Origin of the sequence: Priestia sp. TRN 1309 (assembly GCF_050846875.1) — a bacterium.
In the GTDB taxonomy this organism is placed as follows: domain Bacteria; phylum Bacillota; class Bacilli; order Bacillales; family Bacillaceae_H; genus Priestia; species Priestia zanthoxyli.
The window spans coordinates 511,330-528,152 of sequence record NZ_JBOZGM010000003.1; the positions used below are offsets into that span (position 1 = coordinate 511,330).

18 protein-coding genes are annotated in these 16,823 nt (G+C 38.3%); 5 read left to right on the forward strand and 13 right to left on the reverse strand.

Annotated elements, in window-relative coordinates:
* Window positions 1-3: 3 nt before the first annotated feature.
* The 8 genes from rbsD to ACRPLQ_RS14790 form a co-directional block, all read right to left on the reverse strand.
* Window positions 4-393, reverse strand: coding sequence for a D-ribose pyranase (gene rbsD / locus ACRPLQ_RS14755; RefSeq protein WP_034269677.1), 390 nt, complete (start codon window positions 391-393; stop codon window positions 4-6).
* Window positions 394-1,272 (reverse strand): ribokinase, encoded by an 879-nt coding sequence (rbsK, locus tag ACRPLQ_RS14760; protein ID WP_432236142.1) that lies wholly within the window; start codon window positions 1,270-1,272, stop codon window positions 394-396. It abuts the gene before it with no gap.
* Window positions 1,265-2,254, reverse strand: a complete 990-nt coding sequence (locus ACRPLQ_RS14765) for a LacI family DNA-binding transcriptional regulator (RefSeq protein ID WP_028412183.1) — start codon at window positions 2,252-2,254, stop codon at window positions 1,265-1,267. The genes rbsK and ACRPLQ_RS14765 overlap by 8 nt, the downstream gene beginning before the upstream one ends.
* Before the next feature lie 123 nt (window positions 2,255-2,377).
* Entirely contained in the window at window positions 2,378-2,803 is a 426-nt protein-coding gene (locus tag ACRPLQ_RS14770; RefSeq protein ID WP_028412182.1) for a MarR family winged helix-turn-helix transcriptional regulator, read from the reverse strand.
* Window positions 2,804-2,965: 162 nt separating this feature from the next.
* Window positions 2,966-3,388, reverse strand: a complete 423-nt coding sequence (locus ACRPLQ_RS14775) for a hypothetical protein (protein ID WP_071276653.1) — start codon at window positions 3,386-3,388, stop codon at window positions 2,966-2,968.
* An 8-nt stretch (window positions 3,389-3,396) separates the two neighbouring features.
* Window positions 3,397-3,927 (reverse strand): NAD(P)H-dependent oxidoreductase, encoded by a 531-nt coding sequence (locus tag ACRPLQ_RS14780; protein WP_014461382.1) that lies wholly within the window; start codon window positions 3,925-3,927, stop codon window positions 3,397-3,399.
* Between the two features lie 18 nt (window positions 3,928-3,945).
* Complete coding sequence (locus ACRPLQ_RS14785; protein ID WP_034269668.1) at window positions 3,946-5,571, reverse strand: DHA2 family efflux MFS transporter permease subunit; 1,626 nt, start codon at window positions 5,569-5,571, stop codon at window positions 3,946-3,948.
* A 42-nt stretch (window positions 5,572-5,613) separates the two neighbouring features.
* The gene (locus ACRPLQ_RS14790) at window positions 5,614-6,252 is read right to left on the reverse strand and encodes an HlyD family efflux transporter periplasmic adaptor subunit (protein WP_028412179.1); all 639 of its coding nucleotides are present in this window, start codon (window positions 6,250-6,252) and stop codon (window positions 5,614-5,616) included.
* A gap of 352 nt (window positions 6,253-6,604) precedes the next feature.
* Between ACRPLQ_RS14790 and ACRPLQ_RS14795 the strand changes: the two genes are divergently transcribed.
* A complete protein-coding gene (locus ACRPLQ_RS14795) occupies window positions 6,605-7,060 on the forward strand; it encodes a MarR family winged helix-turn-helix transcriptional regulator (protein WP_025749716.1) in 456 nt (151 codons plus the stop codon).
* A gap of 93 nt (window positions 7,061-7,153) precedes the next feature.
* Here the strand turns inward: ACRPLQ_RS14795 and ACRPLQ_RS14800 are convergent, their stop codons facing one another.
* The 4 genes from ACRPLQ_RS14800 to ACRPLQ_RS14815 all read right to left on the reverse strand — a co-directional run bounded on the left by ACRPLQ_RS14800 (window position 7,154) and on the right by ACRPLQ_RS14815 (window position 10,178).
* Window positions 7,154-7,915 carry an SDR family oxidoreductase gene (locus ACRPLQ_RS14800; RefSeq protein ID WP_034269659.1) on the reverse strand — a complete coding sequence of 254 codons (762 nt, stop codon included), beginning with the start codon at window positions 7,913-7,915 and terminating at the stop codon, window positions 7,154-7,156.
* A gap of 121 nt (window positions 7,916-8,036) precedes the next feature.
* Entirely contained in the window at window positions 8,037-8,864 is an 828-nt protein-coding gene (locus tag ACRPLQ_RS14805) for an aldo/keto reductase (RefSeq protein WP_028412173.1), read from the reverse strand.
* A 32-nt stretch (window positions 8,865-8,896) separates the two neighbouring features.
* Window positions 8,897-9,652: an IclR family transcriptional regulator gene (locus ACRPLQ_RS14810; protein WP_028412172.1), complete on the reverse strand. Its 756-nt coding sequence runs from the start codon at window positions 9,650-9,652 to the stop codon at window positions 8,897-8,899.
* A gap of 217 nt (window positions 9,653-9,869) precedes the next feature.
* On the reverse strand, window positions 9,870-10,178 hold the full coding sequence (locus tag ACRPLQ_RS14815; protein ID WP_034269656.1) for a hypothetical protein: 309 nt from the start codon (window positions 10,176-10,178) through the stop codon (window positions 9,870-9,872).
* Window positions 10,179-10,675: 497 nt separating this feature from the next.
* Here ACRPLQ_RS14815 and ACRPLQ_RS14820 point away from each other — a divergent pair, with 497 nt between their 5' ends.
* Entirely contained in the window at window positions 10,676-11,011 is a 336-nt protein-coding gene (locus tag ACRPLQ_RS14820; protein ID WP_033579473.1) for a DUF485 domain-containing protein, read from the forward strand.
* 16 nt (window positions 11,012-11,027) lie between these two features.
* Window positions 11,028-12,578 (forward strand): solute symporter family protein, encoded by a 1,551-nt coding sequence (locus ACRPLQ_RS14825; RefSeq protein ID WP_028412169.1) that lies wholly within the window; start codon window positions 11,028-11,030, stop codon window positions 12,576-12,578.
* Between the two features lie 40 nt (window positions 12,579-12,618).
* On the opposite strand, the gene ACRPLQ_RS14830 is transcribed toward ACRPLQ_RS14825, so the two are convergent.
* Window positions 12,619-13,104: a DUF6985 domain-containing protein gene (locus tag ACRPLQ_RS14830; protein WP_034269643.1), complete on the reverse strand. Its 486-nt coding sequence runs from the start codon at window positions 13,102-13,104 to the stop codon at window positions 12,619-12,621.
* A gap of 126 nt (window positions 13,105-13,230) precedes the next feature.
* Here ACRPLQ_RS14830 and ACRPLQ_RS14835 point away from each other — a divergent pair, with 126 nt between their 5' ends.
* Both ACRPLQ_RS14835 and ACRPLQ_RS14840 read left to right on the forward strand, forming a co-directional pair.
* Window positions 13,231-14,973 (forward strand): ABC transporter ATP-binding protein, encoded by a 1,743-nt coding sequence (locus ACRPLQ_RS14835; protein WP_028412167.1) that lies wholly within the window; start codon window positions 13,231-13,233, stop codon window positions 14,971-14,973.
* 16 nt (window positions 14,974-14,989) lie between these two features.
* A complete protein-coding gene (locus tag ACRPLQ_RS14840) occupies window positions 14,990-16,774 on the forward strand; it encodes an ABC transporter ATP-binding protein (protein WP_028412166.1) in 1,785 nt (594 codons plus the stop codon).
* The last annotated feature ends 49 nt before the right edge of the window (window positions 16,775-16,823 follow it).

Here is a 16,823-nt window from a genome sequence, read left to right on the forward strand (position 1 = left end):
CTTTTAAAAAATAACTCCCGCTTGTAAAATACAGTTTGCATAAGGAGTTGCTTCTCCTGTACGAATCACAACTTTCGCTTTGCTTGTCAACATTTTCAATTGTTCATGCGATACTTCTTCTACTAAGATGTTTTGCTTTTCCATCAACTCGTAAGCCTTTTGATTTCTTTCTTTCATTTCAGAAGCAATCACTATTTTTTCTGTAGCCATATCTTCTAACACAGCTACTACTACATCTTCAAAGCTAGGCACTCCTAGCTTTAAAGATAAATCAATTTTAGGCACGTCACGCGGAACAGGTAACCCTGCATCTGCAATGACAATAGTGTCTGTATGACCTAGATCTGTTAGTATTTTCGTAATATGACTGTTAATCATTCCGTGACGTTTCATTTACAGACTCTCCTCCACTTCTTTTCGAGTCGGCATGCCGCCTTGCGCACCAAATTTAGTGACGGATAGCGAAGCTGCGCGATTAGCAAACTGAATTCCTTTTTCAAAACCCATTCCTTCGGCAAGTGCCACAGCAAGCGCTGCGTTAAACGTATCTCCTGCTCCTGTTGTATCAATCGTTTCTACTTGATAAGAAGGAACCAATACTTCTTTCTCGCCGTTAAAATAGCGTACACCTTGTTTTCCTTCTGTAATAAACAATTTATTTGGATACTGTTTTAATACTTCTTCTTTTTCTTTTCCTTCAAATAAAAGCGCTGCTTCATGTTCATTTGGAGTGATGTAAGAAACTTGTTCAATCACTTCTGCTTTTAATGGTCTTGCAGGCGCTGGATTTAATAAAAGCGGTACTTTAAGTTCCTGACAAAGCTGAGCAACATATTCAACCGTTTCTTCTGGAATTTCTTGCTGAATAAGTACGATATCAGCTTCTTTAATTTTTTCTTTTGCTTTTTCTACGTAGTCTGGAGTAATATAATCGTTTGCTCCTTTAACAACTACAATGCTGTTGTCTCCTTCAGCGAGTATAATGTGAGCTGTTCCGCTATCTGAATCTGTAACCGGTTTCACATTTCCCACAGATACACCGTTTGATTTGAAATTCTCCAGGATTGCTTTTCCGTAATGATCTTCGCCCACACATCCAATCATACTCACATCCGCTCCAAGCCGGGCTGCTGCAACAGCTTGGTTCGCTCCTTTTCCTCCCGGAACGGTTTTAAATGATTCTCCTAACACTGTTTCTCCAGCTCCAGGACGAATATTTGATGTTACTACTAAATCCATTGATGAACTTCCAATCACAGTTACTTTAGCCATGTTCCTCAACCTTTCGTGTCGTATTTCGTTCAATAAACGTAACGGGTAGTTGTACTTGCTTTTGAATTAAAGGTTCTTTCTTAATGCATTTCATTAACAGACCTGCTGCTTGCTTGCCCATTTCATAAGCAGGCTGACGAATTGTAGACAGCGCTGGAAACGAAAAGCGGCTTTGCGGAATATCATCAAAACCAATCACTTGAAGATCATCAGGCACGCTTTTCTCTAATCGAAACGCCTCATGTAAAACAGCTGTGGCTACAATGTCATTACTTGCGATAATCCCGTCTGTTTCAGGGTACTTTTGAAAGATTTCCTTTGCCCATTTCTGCGCATCGTCAAATGCTAGAGAATTTGTATTTAATACGTAAAAGTCTGCATCAGACTGACTCAAGACAGAAAGAGAGCCTTGAAAACGTTCCTGAGCAGGCTTTACATTTACTGGACCTTTGATAAGAGTAATTCTTTTACTTCCTCTTTTGATTATTTCTTCTGCAGCGATTTTCCCGCCTTCAAAACCATCAGCATAAACGGATGGATACTGATCAGAACTTCTATCTAAAAACACGACGGGAAATGTAAGACCTTCATATAGTTTCTGAGCTAAACTTGTTGTTGCCGTAATCATTCCTACTACATGATTTTGCGTAAACGTTTGGAGATATGTCAATTCTTTCTCTAACTGCTCATCACTATTGCCAAGAATTAAACGAAATCCATGGCTATGTACTTCATCTTCTATTCCTCGTGCGAGCTGAGGGAAAAAAGGGTTTGTGATGTCTGGAAGCAATAGACCAATCAAACGTGATTCACGTGTATAAAGCGAACGGGCTACTTCGTTAGGGCTGTAGTTTAATCTTTGAATTGTATTCATTACTCGCACACGCGTGTCTTCTTTTACATACCCTGTACTGTTTAAAACACGCGAAACGGTCGCAACGGACACGCCTGCTTCTTTTGCTACATCACGAATTGTTACCACTTTATTTCCCTCCCTCCATATATGTAACCGTTTACACAAATAATATCATGGAAAAGTGAAGTTGACAATCTTTTTATCAAAAAAAAAAAAAAATCACTCCATTAAGAAGTGATGTTTCTTTCATTAGATATTAGCGTCTAGTTTCTTAAATAATTTCAAAAATTGCTCTTGATCTTTCGGCTCATAGCAAGAAAAGAAATGAGCAATCATCTTTTGCACAATTTCATTTGCTTCTTCAATCACTTGTTCACCTTTAGCAGTTAACTCAATGTTTACCTTACGGCGATCCTCTTTAGAGTGATAGCGTGAAACTAACTCTAAGTCTATTAAACGAGTAATAACAGGAGTGATCGCACTAGGCTTTACACGCATCTCCTCTGCCAGCTTGGTTACTCCAATATGACTGCATTTACCGATAATTAATAAGATATGATATTGAAAAGGCGTAATCCCTTGTGAAAGTAACCTTTCTTTTATCTCTGTCATTACCTTTTTGTTAAGGGATATCGAAATTCTCTGGACCTCTTCAATAAATGTGAGCTGTTCCATGTTTTGACGTCCCCTTTCTTATAATCAGGGAGTCGATGTTAACATGTCAGCCCCCTGCTGCACTCCAAGCGAAACCTAACCTGGGGAGAGCGGCTGGTTTCGCGGAATGCTTATGACCTATTTTCTATCTGTTTTATTCCGTACTATTATAATAGAAGAAACTCATTCATTATCGTTTTTCTTAAACGATCTTAAAGCTTTACGAAAAGCGTCATCATTCATAACGTCACGTTCTTCTTTTGTAAAAACCGTGTCGTCTTTTTCGCCTTCTCTAAACTTTTGCAGCACTTGACGATACATATCATCGTTCATGACATCTTTTTCTCTCTTATGTCTAGATGTTCTTGTTTCCGTCTTCGCCTGCGGCTCTTTTGGCTCTTCTTTTGGTGTTTCTTTTGGTGCTGCAGGTTTTTCTTCTGCTACTTTTTTCTCTTCTACTTTTGGCTCTTTAGGAGCATTTGAAGCAGCCGCTTCTTTTTTAGGTGGAACTGTACGCTGGCGCTTAGAAGATGATGCTTTAGCATTCATTGTAATAATTAGGACAACCAGAATCACAGCTACAACGATCAGTAAAATACCTAACATACCGTCACCTACTGTCCTTGTGTCATTCGTTTAGTCACTTGAACAACACGTTCTCCTAACGCTTTACCTAGCGCTTGGTCGTTCTCTGTTAATAATTCGTCACCTTCGATTGGACAAGTAATTCCCACACCGTAATAAGTACCGTACAGCGCATTTTCTGGAATGTTACCTGGTAAGCCAGCGATAACCATTCCTTGATGAAGCATCGGTGTAATTAAATTTAAAAGCGTTGCTTCTAAGCCACCGTGCGTTGTAGCTGTTGTACAGAACACCGCACCTACTTTATCAATTAATTTACCTTCTGCCCATAAATAACCTAATTTATCAATCCACGTTTTTAACCCTGAACTGATTGTTCCAAAATGCCCTGGGCAGCCCCAAATAATAGCATCCATTTCAGGCAGTTCACGTACATCTGCTTCTTCGACATGCTTTACATATACAGTTGCTTCTCCAGACAGCTCAGCGCCAGAAGCAATCGCTTTGGCTAATGCCTCTGTATGTCCGCCTTCACTATCATATACGATACAAATTTTCATCCTTTATCCCTCCGTTGCTTATGAGTTCATATCTTTTGGTGCCGGTAACATACGAATATCGTCTGTTGTTTCTTTTTCTGCCTCTTCTACTTCTACCACTGGATCTTTACGAACATCACGTAGGAAGAAACTTAAAATCAATCCAATAATGGCAATGATAACTGTCCAGTAAAACGCGTCGTTAATTCCTTGTACAGTTGCTTGCGCTTGAACTTTTCCAGCTAATGTTGTTAAAGCTTGTTTTTGCGCTTCTGTTTGAGAAAGGTGAAGCGTTTGAGCAATCTTTTGCACAAATACCTGGAAGTTATTCATAAAGAATGGATCAGATGTAGTCATTGAACTGCTCATTTCATTCACATGATATGTTGTGCGATTTGTAAAGATTGTAGTCATTAAACTGATACCGATTGAACCACTCACCTGACGAAGCGTGTTCGACATAGATGTACCGTGGCTGCTTAATTTTGCCGGCAGCTGATTTAAACCAGCTGTCATAATTGGCATCATTAATAATGACATACCGAATGCACGGATCATATAAATAATAACAATATGACTAAACGGTGTTTCAAGCGTTAATTTTGTAAATTCAAATGTTGTCACAACCGTAATCAACATCCCGACAATCCCTAGTGGACGCGGTCCTAATTTATCAAACAGCGTACCAGAAATCGGTGACATGACTAGCATAACAAGTGCACCAGGCAAGATTAATAAGCCTGAGTCAAACGCTGAATAGCCACGGATGTTTTGCAAATAAATCGGCAATAAGAACATACCAGCATACATGCTGATTGTAATGGCAATACTGATGATATTAGATAATGAGAAAATATTGTATTTAAATACTCTCACATCAAGTAATGGACTTTTAAGTCGAAGCTGCTGTACAACAAAGATGATTAATAAGACAATACCGCCGATCATCGTTGATAATACAACTGAATCCGTCCAGCCATCGTTTCCAGCTTCACTGAAGCCGTATAGAAGTAAAGCCATACCTGCAAGAGATGTAAACACAGAAATTAGATCTACTTTTACATTTTGAGGCGGTTTAATATCTTTTAATTTAAAAGCTGCAATAATAAGTACGAGTGCACCTAGTGGCACCATTCCCGTAAATAAAATGTGCCAGTCATAGTTTTGAATAACCCATCCTGAAAGCGTCGGTCCAATTGCCGGAGCGAACATCATCGCTAAACCAAAGATACCCATTCCTTTTCCGCGCATATGAGGAGGGAAAATAAATACGATAATGGTCATAACTAGAGGTGCTAGCACTCCGCCCCCGACTGCTTGAACCAGACGTCCAATTAGCATAATTGAGAAAGTCGGCGCGATTCCGCAGACAAGCGCTCCAATTGTAAAGCAGGCCATCGCAAATAAGAATAAGCGACGAACGCCAAAACGTTCAATTAAATAGGCTGATAATGGAATAAGTGCACCATTTACGAGCATATATCCTGTAAGCAACCACTGTGCGGTATTAGCCGTAACGCCAAACTCTGTAATCAGATGCGGAATCGCAACATTTAGCAGCGTTTGGTTTAAAATTGCTAAGAACAATCCAAGCATAAGTACGACTAGTAGCGGGATATGCTTTTTAACTGAGCTTTCCTCTGGTTGTATCGTGTTTGCTGACATCAGTTCCTTCCTCCTTTCTTCTCTTCTTAATCATGTACGTTCTTAGTTTTTAGAGATTTTAACTTCTGCGTTCATACCTGGCAGTACGTTTTCAGAGTAGTTAGAAATAGAGATTTTAACAGGAACTGTTTGTGATACTTTCGTATAGTTGCCGTCTGAATTAGAGCTTGGCATTAATGAGAAAATTGAGTTTGTTGCATAACCGATTTCTTCTACTTTTCCATCGATTGTTGTTTTAGTATCTCCGTCAACTGTTACATCAACGTCATCGCCAGCTTCAATATCTTTTAATTTGTCTTCTTTAATGTTTGCAATGATGAATAAGTTATTCATATCTACTTCGCTAGCAATTTGTTGACCAGCTTGAACCATTTGATTTTCTTTTACCTGTGTTTTGATGATTTTACCATCCTCTGGTACTGTAACTGTTTTTTCTCCATCTTCTGATTGGATTTTAGCTACCTCATCGTCTTTTGAAACATCTTTACCTTCTTCAATATTCCAGCTTGCTACTTTACCTGCCGCTGGCGCTACTACTGTATAAAGATCGCCCGACACTTTTGCATTGTCTGTGGATACATAATTAGATTTTTGAATATAATAGTATCCCCCACCAATAATTAAAGCTAATACTACAATAATTCCGATAAAGTTCATTAAAATTAAACGCCCTCTTGACATTTATTTTACCTCCTTAATATTTCATTCAGTTAAGTATTACGCTAGATAACTTTATCACAAAGATATTTAGTTGTAAATAACTTTGATTTTAATTTATTTTTAAAACTAAACATTTATGTTTCATAAAGTTTTCCCGACTGAATACTTTACTACATCTTTAACTGAAATACAACTTAAAAGTTTTGGTTTCTTTACAAGTACTTTACTTTACTTTAAAGTTAGATATATAAGCATAGGGTTATACATAAAAACAGCTCCTTTTTTTGGAACAAACTCCCTATATACATAAACCACAATAGGTAACTAGCAGCAATTGTTTAACACCTATAATGATAAAGAAAAGGTGATTATGATGGATCAGCAGTTAATAGATAAACTAGAAAAACTTGACCAAGTTAAAACCTCATTATTTGAACTCAAGCGAAAGCTCTTGGAAGATAAAATCAGTGAGCAGCCCTATAATTTGACCATTACAAAATTTTTAATTCTAAAATTCATTGGAATCAGCTCTAAACGTATGGTAGCCGAAATTTCTTCAAATCTAAAGCTAACCTCCGGGGCTACTACCATTTTATTAAATCAATTAGAAGATGATGCACTCATTAAGCGCGTACGTGACCAAAAAGACCGCCGAATTGTATGGATATCCTTAACAGAAGCTGGCGAAACATTAGTGAACTATGTAATTGAGCAGCGAAATTTATTTTGGCAAGACATGCTTTTTGCTCTAACTCCTGAAGAACAGGATGAGTACCTCCGCATGCTTGAGAAAATGGAAAAACGAATTAGACAAACCGTGGATCGTTAATGATAAAAAGCGTGTGTCCATTTATTTTATGGACACACGCTTTTTATGACCCGCTACCATTGAAGGCTTTAGAAACCTTTTTGCTTTCTGCCTTTAAAATTCAGGATTGTTCTTTAAAAATCCCCTCCAAGCCTGTGCTGTAGCTTTCTCAATTTCTTCTTTAGAAGCATGAAGCCTTTTAGCGCTGTCTCCATAGCCAATTTCGATTTTGCCTTTTTTCAGTTCTTCAAATATTGAATCAGCAAAGTCATCAAGCGGTGCTCCAAAGGTATGAAGTCCCGGTCCTCCTAAATCCGTGTTCACGGCTGGAGGAAGAATTTCTATCACTTCGGTATTTGTTTCTTCTACTTGATGTCTTAAACTAATCGTAAACGACCTTAACGCCGCTTTTGTTGCGCTGTAAATTGGCACCCATGCTCCAGGTGTTAAAGACAGCCCCGACGTTACGTTAATAACCACAGCACGTTCTTGTTGAACGAAATGAGGAATCAATAGCGAAGTTAAATGAATAGGAGCACTTACATTACTCATTAGTTCTTTTTCGTAATACTGCCACTCTTCGTGCATGTGTAAAAGATTTACGCGTTGCTGAATGCCTGCATTATTCACAATAACATTTAATTTTGGGAACCTTTCAGTCGCCCACTTTACCAGCTCTACTCTGCTTTCTTCTATTGATACGTCGCACACTTTTGTATGTAACGAAGGGAATCTTTCTTTTGCTTCTTGCAGCTTTGATTCCCTCCTTCCACAAATAATAACTTCATTTCCTTCCTTTAAAAAACGTTCTGCAAGCGCCAATCCAATTCCAGACGCTCCGCCCGTAATTAAAATAGTGTTTCCTGACATTTTCATTACTTTTCCTCCTCGTTCAACCATCACATTTCCTAATTAATAAACAAAGCGCTACTGCATGAATGACAATAGCGCTTTGTTTATTATTTATCTTACAAGACGTTTTAGTCTTAATTTAACATTAAAAGTCAAAGTTATCTGGATCTGGACCTACGCGATGATTTTGATTTAATGCGTTAATTTTTTCAACTTCTTCTGCATTTAATTCAAAATCAAATACGTCTGCATTTTGGATAATACGATGTTCTTTTGTTGACTTAGGAATCGTTACTACTTCGTTTTGCAAGTCCCAACGTAAGATAACTTGAGCAGTTGATTTTCCGTGCTTTTCAGCAATTTGAGTTAACACTTCGTTATCAAGCAGCTCACCTTGTGCAAGCGGTGACCATGCTTCCACTTGGATTCCTTGTTTTTTGCAGTATTCACGCACTTCTGTTTGTGTTAAAAGTGGATGAAATTCGATTTGGTTTACCATCGGCTTAACTTCTGCATCTGCAATTAAGTCTTCTAGATGATGCACTTGGAAATTCGATACGCCGATTGCACGAATCTTCCCGTCTTTATAAAGCTTTTCAAGTGCTTTCCACGTATCTTTATACTTACCTTCAACCGGCCAGTGAATTAAGTATAAATCTAAATATTCAAGACCTAGCTTGTTTAAGCTTGTTTCAAACGCTTGAAGAGTTGTGTCATATCCTTGATCTGCATTCCACACTTTTGATGTAACAAATAGTTCTTCGCGAGAAACACCTGATTCTTTGATCGCTTGTCCCACGCCTTCTTCATTTTCATAAATTTTAGCCGTATCAATGCTTTTGTATCCAGCTTTGATTGCATATTTAACTGAATCTACAACTTCTTGACCATCTTCTACTTTATAAACACCTAAACCTAACCACGGCATTTTCACGCCGTTTGCTAAGGTCGTCGTTGACTGTAAGTTTTCCATGTTGCTGTTCATCCCCTTTTTTTACTGTTGAATTATTCGTAAAGAGTAATTGCTTGTGAAATTTGTTCTGCGCACTGTTTAACAAGTGCAGCATGTTCTTCGTCTTTCTCTTCTGAAATACGAACGGATGGACCTGATAAAGCAATAGCTGCCATTATTTTTCCTTTTCTGAAAATAGGGGCTGCAATACAGCGAACGCCAGGCTCCCGTTCTTCATCATCGACAGCATATCCTCTTTCCTTACTTAAAGCTAAGTCAGCTTCCAGCTCGTCCAGCTCGGTGATCGTTCGATCTGTATAAGCTTCAAGCGAAAGTTCGTGAAGAATAGATTTTTGCACGCTGTCCTCTTGATAAGCAAGAATACACTTTCCAATAGCATTTGCATGAAGCGGCTTTTTATTTCCTACTTCGGAATGCGTACGAGTGCTATATTGCCCGTTCACCACCTGAGTTGTAACCATCTGTTTATGATGGAGAATTCCCGCGTAAATGGTCTCATTGGTCTCTTCACTCAGCTTCTGCATAGCAGGAACTGAGAGCCAATTCATTTCATAGTTCGTATGCATCGTATTTTGTACGAGTGCCAGCACCAGTTGTGGTGAAACCGTATAGCGGTTAGACGGGTTTCTTACAATAAATCCGTTTTGTTCAAGCGTGCTCACAAGACGATACATCGTACTCTTATTAAAACCGAGCGCTTCCATCATTTCCGGAATAGTCATATTCGGACGGTTTAAAAGCAAAGAGAAGATATCTAATCCTTTTTTTAAAGTTCCAACCTCGGACATGCCCTTCTTCCTCCTTTTATCCGAACAACAATTTTATTATAAAACAAAGCTCTTTATCGTATCAAATAAGGAAACTAAATCAACTTATTTTCCCTATATGAGAGAATACATAACGTAATTGTTCTTCTTAATCTATTCCACTGTTTTTTCTATTTAAACATAAAAAAAGCCGTAACAATAGAATTTTTTTACAGTTTTTTAAAATTAACTTTGCTTTTCATTCGTTAACTTCTTCAAATCGCTTCAGCTGCTCCAGTTGATTTTCCTTTTTCATAATTTCTTTCTGACGCTCGCCTAGTAAATCGAAATGAGGATAGCCGGATCGATTATCAATATACTTAGCGGGAATACCATACTTTTCTCCCCACTTAATCAGCTTATTTAAGTCACTGCAACCTACTTTTGTTACGGTAGTTGCGTGTGGAAAACGCTCATCGAGCCAGTAATGAGTTAAAAATGCGATCTCTCCTCGCTTAACAGCTGCTTTCCATGCGTTTAGTTCCGGGCGTTTGATTCCAAATGCCATTATTTCACCTTTTCTCTTTTATATAAGTAGTCACATTGTTTGTTTACTATAAAGAAAAAATATCATTCATATAGAAATCTTTCATAATATCTTGTCTATTTATAACCATCTCTAAATAATAGCGTACTTTCTTCACCTGTTTCCTATCTAACATTATTGTGTGCTTATGATTTTATCATCATCTTCTTTTATTTTTCAAAAGATCAAACAAAAAAATAACGTTTAGATAATAAAGAAAAGCCTTATATGTAAAAGAAACTAAGGGTTAATTTCAACATTTCTATTGTGAACGATTTCTCCTTTATATTGAATGTTGTTCGTTTTTTATTATGGCAGTATGCATTTAGTTTGAAGCTTTAGTATATTAAAAAACTTCCAAAGTTACCATTCTCACAAAAAGACAGAATTTACTTTTTATTCCGAAAATAATATAATTCAAGTGATATGGAGCTTTTTGCTTCATCTATTTATTATCAAAGGGGGAATTCCGCTTGGCGATGAATGAAAATTCTTTAAAGAAGGTAAACAATGCTTCTTCCTCTCCTGATTACACAGAAATTGTACAGTCTGCTTCATTTCAAAAGCTTTTGAAACAAAAACGCAATTTTATTTTACCGCTCTCTCTGTTTTTTCTTGCTTTTTATTTTACCTTGCCTATTTTAACGGCTTACACAACCGTCTTAAACAAACCAGCTTTTGCTTCTATGACTTGGGCGTGGGTATTTGCTTTTGCACAGTTTGTGATGACTTGGGCCCTATGCATTTTATACACAAAAAGAGCCTCGAAATTTGATGAACTTGTTGACACGATAAAAAAAGAAGCTGCAAATTGAATAGGGGGTTAAATGAATGAACGTACTAGCTTTCTCACTTTTTTTAGCTATTGTAGGTCTTACGCTAATCATTACGTATGCGGCATCCAAGCGGACAAAAACGACCAGTGACTTTTATACAGCAGATGGAAGTTTAACCGGCTGGCAAAACGGCATGGCGATTGCCGGAGATTATATGTCTGCTGCGTCATTTTTAGGCATAGCTGGAATGGTAGCGCTTTCTGGATTTGACGGTTTTTTTTACAGCATCGGCTTTTTAGTTGCCTATCTCGTCGTGTTATACATTGTAGCTGAACCACTTCGCAACTTAGGAAAGTACACGATGGCAGATATGATAGCAGCTCGTTTTAACGAAAAGAAAGTGCGGGGAGTTGCCGCATTAAACACGATCACCATTTCCATTTTTTATATGATTGCGCAGCTTGTTGGAGCAGGAGCATTAATTCATTTATTACTTGGTCTAGATTACGTGTATTCTGTCTTGATTGTCGGCGTGTTGATGACGGTTTACGTTGTATTTGGAGGCATGACGGCGACCAGCTGGGTGCAGATTGTCAAAGCCTTGCTTCTCATGATTGGTACGTTCATTATTTCCATTATTGTATTTTCAAAATTTGATTTTAGCTTTGCTAAAATGTTTTCTGAGATGAAAACCGCAACTCCTCTTGGCGACGGATTTTTAAATCCAGGAAATAAATTCAAAAATCCGCTGGACATGATTTCGTTGAATTTAGCTCTTGTTCTTGGTACAGCAGGCCTTCCTCATATCCTTATTCGTTTCTTTACAGTAAAAGATGCCATCACCGCACGAAAGTCTGTTATTTATGCAACGTGGATCATTGGCGTTTTTTACATTATGACAATCTTTTTAGGGTTCGGTGCTGCTGCATTCGTAGGGTACGATGATATTATCAAAGCAAATGCAGCAGGAAACATGGCAGCTCCCCTGCTCGCTCAAGTTCTTGGCGGAGACTTTCTCTTTGCGTTTGTCTCAGCTGTAGCTTTTGCTACGATTTTAGCTGTTGTAGCTGGGCTGGTGCTCTCAGCAGCTTCAGCATTCGCTCACGACTTTTATAGTCATATTCTCCGTAAAGGGGCTGCAACTGAAAAAGAACAGGTAGTGGCTGCACGATGGGCTTCTATTGGAGTATCCATTCTATCTATTATTCTTGCATTATTTGCTCAAAACATGAACGTAGCATTTTTAGTTGCACTTGCATTTGCCGTAGCAGCGAGCGCTAACTTGCCAATTATTCTTCTTACTATTTTTTGGAAACGTTTTAATACAGCAGGAGCAGTCACTGGCATGCTGGTTGGACTATTCAGCTCACTGTTTTTAGTTGCCATTAGTCCAAACGTGTGGGCACCTGAGCCTGGAGCTGCTATCTTTGTAGGTGAGCCGCTCATCACATTAACAAACCCTGGTATTATCTCCATTCCTCTAGGCTTCTTAGCTGCTTTTATAGGAACACTTCTTTCGTCTAAAAAAGCAGACGAAAAGAAATTTGATGAGATTTTAGTAAAAGCAAATACAGGTATGGGAATCGAAGAGCCTGTCAAACATTAATGCCAAAAAGCCTTGAAGCAGGTTGCTTCAAGGCTTTTTACTAGAATAAATCTTCTTGTAAGCCAATAGCGGCAATTTGTTCATTTCTAAACTTTACAGCTAACATATGCTCTTCTTCCCACGTACATTCAAAAAACAAACCAACTTCTCTTGTATCATGGTGTGCTTCAGGAACAAAGATTTGAATACACTCAACTAAAAAACCGATGTCTTTTCGCTTTTTTACATTCGGAACTAATAAGTCTACCACGTCTTTTTCAACTTGAGTTCTGTATTCATCTCGCACCTGTTGATAATAATCAAAAAGAGCTTTTTCCGTCCTCTTTAACAATAATTCGCTTTGAAGCCAAAATGCTTGAAAAGCCTCTTCTTGCCGTTTTTGAAATGGCTTCTCTTTATCTCCATCAATTGTCAGCAACACATGTTGTTGTTGTCCAAAGAAAGTGACCTGTTTTTCTCCAACCCAGGCCGAGTCATATAACAAAGATCCAAAAAGTGGATGATGTACTCGTAATGTTTGATTCATTGCATACCTGACCCTCTCAAAAAGTGGATTTCTGCTTGCATTGGCGTATAATAAATGGTGCTTGAAACAAACTTCTAAACTTATTCTATGTTACCATATTTTTTACAGAAAGGAGTGCCACAATGTGTGAATACAATTAAATCTTTATACCCTTACTTAAAACCTTACAAATGGCTCGCGCTGTTTGCCCCGCTATTGATGGTCATTGAAGTGTTAGCTGACCTTCTTCAGCCTACTATTATGCAGCATATCATTGATTATGGCATTGCAAACAACAATCAAACATATGTTATCACCCGAAGTATCCTTATGCTTATGTTAGCAATCATTGGCTTAGCTGCTGGTATCGTCTGCGCCATCCTTAGCACAAAAGCAGCAGTAAATTTTTCTACCGATATTCGAAAATCGCTTTTTGAAAAGATTGAAAACCTCTCAAACAGCAACAGAGATAAACTAGGGACTGGTCACTTAATCACCGTCATGACAAATGATGTAACGAGTGTTCAAAACGCATTGAATATGACGCTAAAAGTATTAGTTAGAGGACCTTTACTTTTTGCAGGAAGTATTGTGATCGTGTTATTAACCGCTCGTTCTTTGTTTCCTATTATCGTCGTGGTCGTCCCTATTTTATTTTTATGCATTTGGTTTGTGATCACGAAAGCCGGAAAACTTTTCAAAAAAGTTCAGCGAAGCGTTGATCGTGTAAACACAAAAGTCCAAGAAAATTTATCAGGGATGCGCGTAGTAAAAGCGTATGTAAGAGAATCATATGAAATCAATCAGTTTAAAGAAGCAAACAGCTCCTTGACGCAAGCTAATATGAGTGCTGTTCAGCTTATTTCGCTTTTAATGCCCGTTATTTTATTTGTAGTAAATATCGGCATGGTAGCTACTCTATGGCTGGGTGGACTTCAAGTTGAAGCAGGAAAAATTGAAGCAGGTGTGATTTTAGCTTTTATTAATTACTTAACGATTATTTTAAACGGACTTATGTCAAGCAGCATGGTGCTGATGCAAATTACACGTGCATTCCCTTCAGCTGAACGAATCGATTCTGTTTTAAAAACAAAAATAGACATTCCTCCAGCAAACTCTGCTGCTCAAATCAACAGGCTTAAAGGTGATCTATCGTTTCAAAACGTTACATACAGCTACAGTAAAAATGGAGAAAACGTATTAAAAGATATTTCATTTACTGCTAAACACGGGGAAACTATTGGCATTATTGGCTCTACTGGAAGCGGAAAATCGACGCTTGCAAAACTTATTTCGCGCTTATATGATCCTGATGGCGGCGAAATTTTTGTAGATGGAAAAAATCTGACAAACTATGACGTAAAAGAGCTTCGCTCATCCATTGGGTTTATTCCTCAAAAAGCTACACTGTTTACCGGAACGATTGATATGAATATTCGAATGGGAAACGATCATGCTTCTTCCTCAGAAATTGAAGATGCTGCAGCTTTTGCATGCGCAACGGAGTTTATTGAAAAACTCCCAGAAAAATATGAGTATCCTTTAACGCGAGGAGCAACCAACTTATCAGGAGGGCAAAAGCAGCGTCTTTCAATCGCGCGTGCATTTGTTAGAAAGCCTGCTATATTGGTCATTGATGATGCAACTTCCGCGTTGGATGCTGTCTCAGAAGCGCAGGTACTAACACATTTAAAAGAAGAGTTTTCCGATGCGACCGTCATTATTATTGCGTCTAAAATTTCGTCTCTTCTTCACGCTGATCATATTATCGTCATGGATGAAGGCAAAATTGCTGAACAAGGGACTCATGAAGAATTGCTTCGTCACCACTCTCTTTATTACGACATTTATCTAGCACAAGGCGGAAAAGAGGTGTTGCCTAGTGAATAATCAAGGTAAAAATCAAATGAGCTCTATTCGCGGCCCTAGAGGCATGATGAAGGGTCCTGTAGTGAAGCCAAAGAATGCGAAAAAAACACTATATAGAATCTGGTCATATATGGGAAAACGAAAGCCTCCGCTTGTGGCTGCGATCATCTTAGTTATTGTGACTTCCCTGCTTAATTTATTAGGCCCTTATTTAATTGGGGTTATTATTGACGAGCATATTATTCCCAAAGATATCAGCGGAACGATACGAATGTCACTCACTCTTGCAGGAATTTACATTACGACATCTTTGTTAACATGGCTGCAAACCTATTTAATGGTAAACGTTTCGTTTACGACCATCGGAATGCTCCGCCAAGATTTATTTGCAAAGCTTCAAACTCTCTCTCTTCGCTTTTTTGATAAGCGAGCTCACGGAGAGTTAATGAGCCGGGTTACGAATGATATTGATAACCTGAATAACGCTCTGAGTCAAAGCGTTATTCAGGCTCTGTCCTCTATTTTATCTCTAGTCGGTATTACCATTGCGATGTTCTCGCTCAACTGGATTCTTGCCATTATCACACTGATTGTTATTCCATTAATGGTTATAATCGTTCGACAAATATTAAAACGAAGCAGTGAAAATTTTGTCAAACGCCAAAAAGACTTAGGTGAGCTAAACGGCTTTGTAGAAGAAGCAATCTCTGGAGGAGAAGTTGTTACGCTTTTTAGTAAGGAAAAAGATTTTTTAACTGTTTTTAATGAACGAAATGAACAGCTGAGAAGTTCAGCAACAAAAGCAGAAACATTTTCAGGCTTTTTAGGTCCTGTCACAAACTTTATTAACAACTTAGGCTTAGCACTAGTGATTGGAGCAGGAGCATTTATGGCTGTTCAAGGTAGCGTTACAGTTGGGATGATCGCTTCATTTGTTAACTACTCACGTCAGTTCTCTCGCCCAATCAGTCAAATGGCAAACTTAGTAAACACTATTCTTTCGGCTATTGCCGGCGCAGAGCGCGTGTTTGCGATTATGGATGAGCAGCCGGACGTCACAAACAAGCCAAACGCTCTTTCTGTTACAAAATTTGCAGGAGACGTTGCTTTTGAGAACGTATCATTTGGCTATACTGACGAAAAAATGATTTTAAAAAATGTTACACTTACAGCAAAAAAAGGTGAAATGGTTGCTTTGGTCGGTCCTACAGGTTCTGGTAAAACAACAATCATTAACTTGCTCACACGATTTTATGACATCGCAAACGGAGACATTAAAATTGACGGCCGTTCCATCAGTGACTATAACATCCATGATTTACGAAATCGAATTGGCATTGTTCTTCAGGATACCTATTTATTTTCCGGTACGATTGCGGATAACATTCGATTCGGCCGGTTAGATGCCAGCGATGAAGAAGTGAAAAGCGCAGCAAAAATGGCAAATGCTCATTCTTTTATCAAGCACCTGCCGCAGCAATACGATACCGTGATTTCAGCCGGTGGAGGAAATTTAAGTGAAGGTCAAAAGCAACTCTTATCGATTGCCCGAGCCATGCTCTCTGACTGTGATATTTTAATTTTAGACGAAGCTACTTCCAATATTGATACAAAAACAGAAATTGATATTCAAAAAGGAATGAGTAATCTATTAAAAGGAAAAACAAGCTTTGTAATTGCCCACCGCCTCAAAACGATTGAAAATGCAAATCAAATTCTTGTCTTAAAAGACGGACAGATTATTGAAAAAGGAAATCATCACGAGCTATTAGAGAAACAAGGTTTTTACCACAAGCTCTATACTCAGCAGTTTACGATTTAAAAGAGGCTGGAACATAACTTAACCCAATCCAATCTAAAGACGAGAAAAC